This window comes from Bacteroidota bacterium (assembly GCA_018692315.1).
Classification (GTDB): domain Bacteria; phylum Bacteroidota; class Bacteroidia; order Bacteroidales; family JABHKC01; genus JABHKC01.
This window is the reverse complement of record JABHKC010000129.1, coordinates 1-3729: the sequence shown is the minus strand read 5'-3', so window position 1 is coordinate 3729 and position 3729 is coordinate 1. Positions and strand designations below refer to the sequence as shown.

Here is a 3729-nt window from a genome sequence, read left to right as displayed (position 1 = left end):
AGCTTCTTGTAGAAATTTTTTTTTACATTTGTCATAATTAAATTTTAAATTAATAATATGACAAATTTGATAATTACTGAAAAACTAAGACTACAAATTCCACAAAAACCACCTCACGAATGTGAGGTTTAGTTCAACAATAGATATAAACAATACGGGCTCAGTGGATTATGAGCTTTTGAATATGAATAAAAGATTGGTAAGGAAATGATAATTTGGTAGGTTTTTCTTCCGTACTGTTCATATCCGAGCCGTTAGGTGCAAGGCTGGGAAAAATGAAACGAAGTGCTAATTTGAAAGATTTTTGTTTTGCCGACCCGCTTAAATAAGAGAAAAAGCCAACGCACATTTGGCACATTTGCAAGCTCTGACACACAAGCCGATACTTCAGCTTGCAAAAGAGCCAAATTATTGCCAACACACCGCAGATAATGTTAAATTTGTGGATTATGAAAATGAATTTTTGGAGATAGATATATGTCAAAAAACGAACGAGTAACAGAAAATATAGTTAGAGATTTACTTAAAAGCACAAAATATTTTGAAGCTGAAAATGGAATTGTAATAGAAGAGCAAAAATCTAACATTAAAAGAGTTCAGAATCTGCTGAAATCTGCAAGTAAAGCAAAAACGGGAAAAGGCGGGTATCCTGAATTTATTATATCTTGGGACTCAGACCCAAATTTTTTAATTGTTGTTGAGTGTAAAGCTGACATAAAGAAGCATGAAAGTGCAAATCTTGACAACCCAAAAGACTATGCGGTTGATGGTGTTTTACATTATGCAAAACATTTATCTAAGGAATACTCTGTTTTGGCTATAGCTGTTAGCGGAATGAATACCGATTCACTCATTGTTTCAAATTATTTGATCCCCTGCGGTACTAAAAAACATAAAGTCCTGAAAAATGAAGAAGGAATTGAAGTGAAGGATATAATTTCATTTGATGATTATTATAGACTGTCAGCATTTGACCCAGACATAGAAAGGAAAAGACATGAAGACCTAATTGCTTTTGCAAAAGAATTGCATGAGTTTATTTGGACAACAGCTAAAATTTCAGAAGAAGATAAACCATTGCTTGTTAGTGGTACGTTGATTGCCTTAATGAATTCTCCATTTCTAAATTCATTTAAGTTTTATAATGCCGAGGATATGCCTCGAAAATGGTTAGAAGCAATTAAAGATGAATTAGATAAGGCTGAAATTCCTCAGGCAAAAAAGGATACTATGCTACAACCTTATGCTAGTGTAGCAGGCCAACCAAATTTGGGAAAAGCTGACTCTAAAATAGCAAAAAAACATCCTCAAGGAGTACTGTATGAAGTCATTAAAGAAATCAATGATAATGTATGGCCTTTCATTAGTGTCTACCATAATTTTGATGTGGTAGGTCATTTTTACGGGGAATTTTTGAAATATACAGCAGGAGACAAGAAAGCTCTTGGTATTGTGCTAACTCCAAGACATATAACAGAGCTTTTTTGTGAAATAGGTAATGTAAATAAAAATGATACGGTTATTGATATTTGTGCAGGTACAGGTGCTTTTTTAATTTCGGCCATGCACTCAATGTTAAAAACAGCAATTACAGATGATGAAAGAAAAGAAATAAAAAAGCATCGACTTATTGGTATAGAAAATAGCCCTAAAATGTTTGCTTTAGCAGCTAGTAATATGATATTAAGAGGGGATGGTAAAGCTAACCTACATCAAGGAAGTTGTTTTGATGATGCAATCATAAAATCAATAAAGGAGCGAAACAAGGAGAAAAATGAGATTTTTTCGAATAAGAAACTTGAGCAACCTAATATTGGTTTATTAAATCCACCTTATTCGCAGTCCAAAAGTGATGCTGAATTACATGAGCTTTACTTTGTTAAACATATGCTTGATTTACTTCAACCTAATGGAATTGGTATTGCAATTATACCTGTCGGTTGTGTAATATCAAAAAATCAGGTCAAACATGAACTATTAAAAAGACATACTTTAAAAGCAGTTATGTCTATGCCAAGTGAACTGTTTCATACTGCTGGTGCAGTTACTTGCATTGTAGTTTTTGAGGCACATAAACCACATAAAACTTCAAAACTTAAGACATGGTTTGGGTACTGGAGAGAAGATGGGTTTGTTAAAACAAAAAACTTGGGACGTATTGACCCAAATAATCAGTGGTCTGTAATTAAAGAATCTTGGATTGAAGCTTATAGAAATAATGAGGTGCATCCAGGGAAATCTGTTACTGCATATGTAGAAGCTGATGATGAATGGATTGCAGAAGCCTACTTAGAAACAGATTATTCAACGATAGGAAAAGAAGATTTTGAGGAAATGATTAGAAATTACGCAATGTTTAAGATGGTAAATAATGGGCAAGATGATTAGACTATCAAAACTATTTAAGGTTTATAATGGTTTAGCTTCAAGCAATGTTACAATTGTCTCGGATGCTTTAGAAAATTTCATTCCATATATTAGACCTGCCAAAACTCTACAAAGAACTATTGCGGGCTATGTAGACCAGCGTACTGTTCCATCTAGGCATATATATCCAACAGAGACAATATATGTATCTACGGATGGAGAGGGCAGTCATACTTATGCATATGTTTCCAGTTATAATTTTATTCCAAATAGTAACGTTGCAGTGTTAATTCCAAAAATAGAATTAACACTGAATCAGAAACTTTATTACGCTAAATGTATAACACTTAATAGATACAAATTTTCATACGGTAGAAAACCCAAAGGAGAAAGGCTGTCATCGATTTCTATTCCTGAAATAAATGAAATTCCTTCATGGGTTTCTGATTTTAATACAGATATTTTTCTTAGTGTATCTAAACCAAAAAATCTAGACAAAAAAGTTTCAATTCCAGTTTTTAAGGAATTAACTACACTTGATTCATTATTTAATTTAGAGAATGGAATTGGTAAGGTTGGCTTAAAAGAGAAAGAAATTCGTTTCAATAATTCAATAATATATGTTCGCCCAGCAAGTTCATTTAAAAGAACATTAAGAAGTTTTATTGACAGAGATAGTGTTGTTAAGAATAAAATATATCCTGTAGGTACTTTATTTGTATCTACAAATGGAGAAGGAAGTCATTCGTATAGTTACGTGTCAACGGAGGAGATAGTGCCTAATAGTGATGTATCCGTATTAATACCAAAGCAACCAATGAGTATAGAAGTAAAATTATTTTATGCCCAATGTATTACTGCAAACAGATATTTGTTTTCATACGGTAGAAAACCAAAAGGAGCCAGATTACTAAACATAAAAGTTCCAGATGTAAGAGGTAGTGAAGATAGAGTAGTGGATTTTATCAATTCATTAAAATATAGTAGTGTAATATAATGCCAATGCTTCGTAACCATACACATTGCCAAGTCGCTCAAAAAAGCCGACACACAAACCAAAACTTGTCAAAGAGTATGGCTACCCAAACGCACGGTAAAATTGCCAACCCAAATAAAACAAAAAAAGTGCGTAATTGAAATGTAAGTGCCTGAAGATGAATAAAGCCCAGCACCTAACACCTAAGAATATAAAAACAGCGAAAAACTACTGAGCCCGGCTCAGTAGTTTTTATATTCGTTGTTGAGCTAAACCCAAGCCGGCGGGCTTAAAGTGAAGGATTTGGCGTATATGTATTTTTAATAATTTGGGGATTTTGGAGGGAAACGGAATTTCTGCTTTGTTTTCCGAAAATCAGATAATTT

At 33.2% G+C, this 3729-nt stretch carries 2 protein-coding genes; both read left to right on the top strand.

The window, feature by feature from the left end:
- Positions 1-477: 477 nt before the first annotated feature.
- A complete protein-coding gene (locus HN894_09945) occupies positions 478-2388 on the top strand; it encodes an N-6 DNA methylase (protein ID MBT7143650.1) in 1911 nt (636 codons plus the stop codon).
- Complete coding sequence (locus HN894_09940; protein ID MBT7143649.1) at positions 2381-3364, top strand: methyltransferase; 984 nt, start codon at positions 2381-2383, stop codon at positions 3362-3364. The genes HN894_09945 and HN894_09940 overlap by 8 nt, the downstream gene beginning before the upstream one ends.
- Positions 3365-3729 lie beyond the last annotated feature (365 nt).

Coding starts and splice junctions, on each gene's coding strand:
- HN894_09945 (MBT7143650.1), top strand. CDS start 478: ATGTCAAAAAACGAACGAGTAACAGAAAATATAGTTAGAGATTTACTT.
- HN894_09940 (MBT7143649.1), top strand. CDS start 2,381: ATGATTAGACTATCAAAACTATTTAAGGTTTATAATGGTTTAGCTTCA.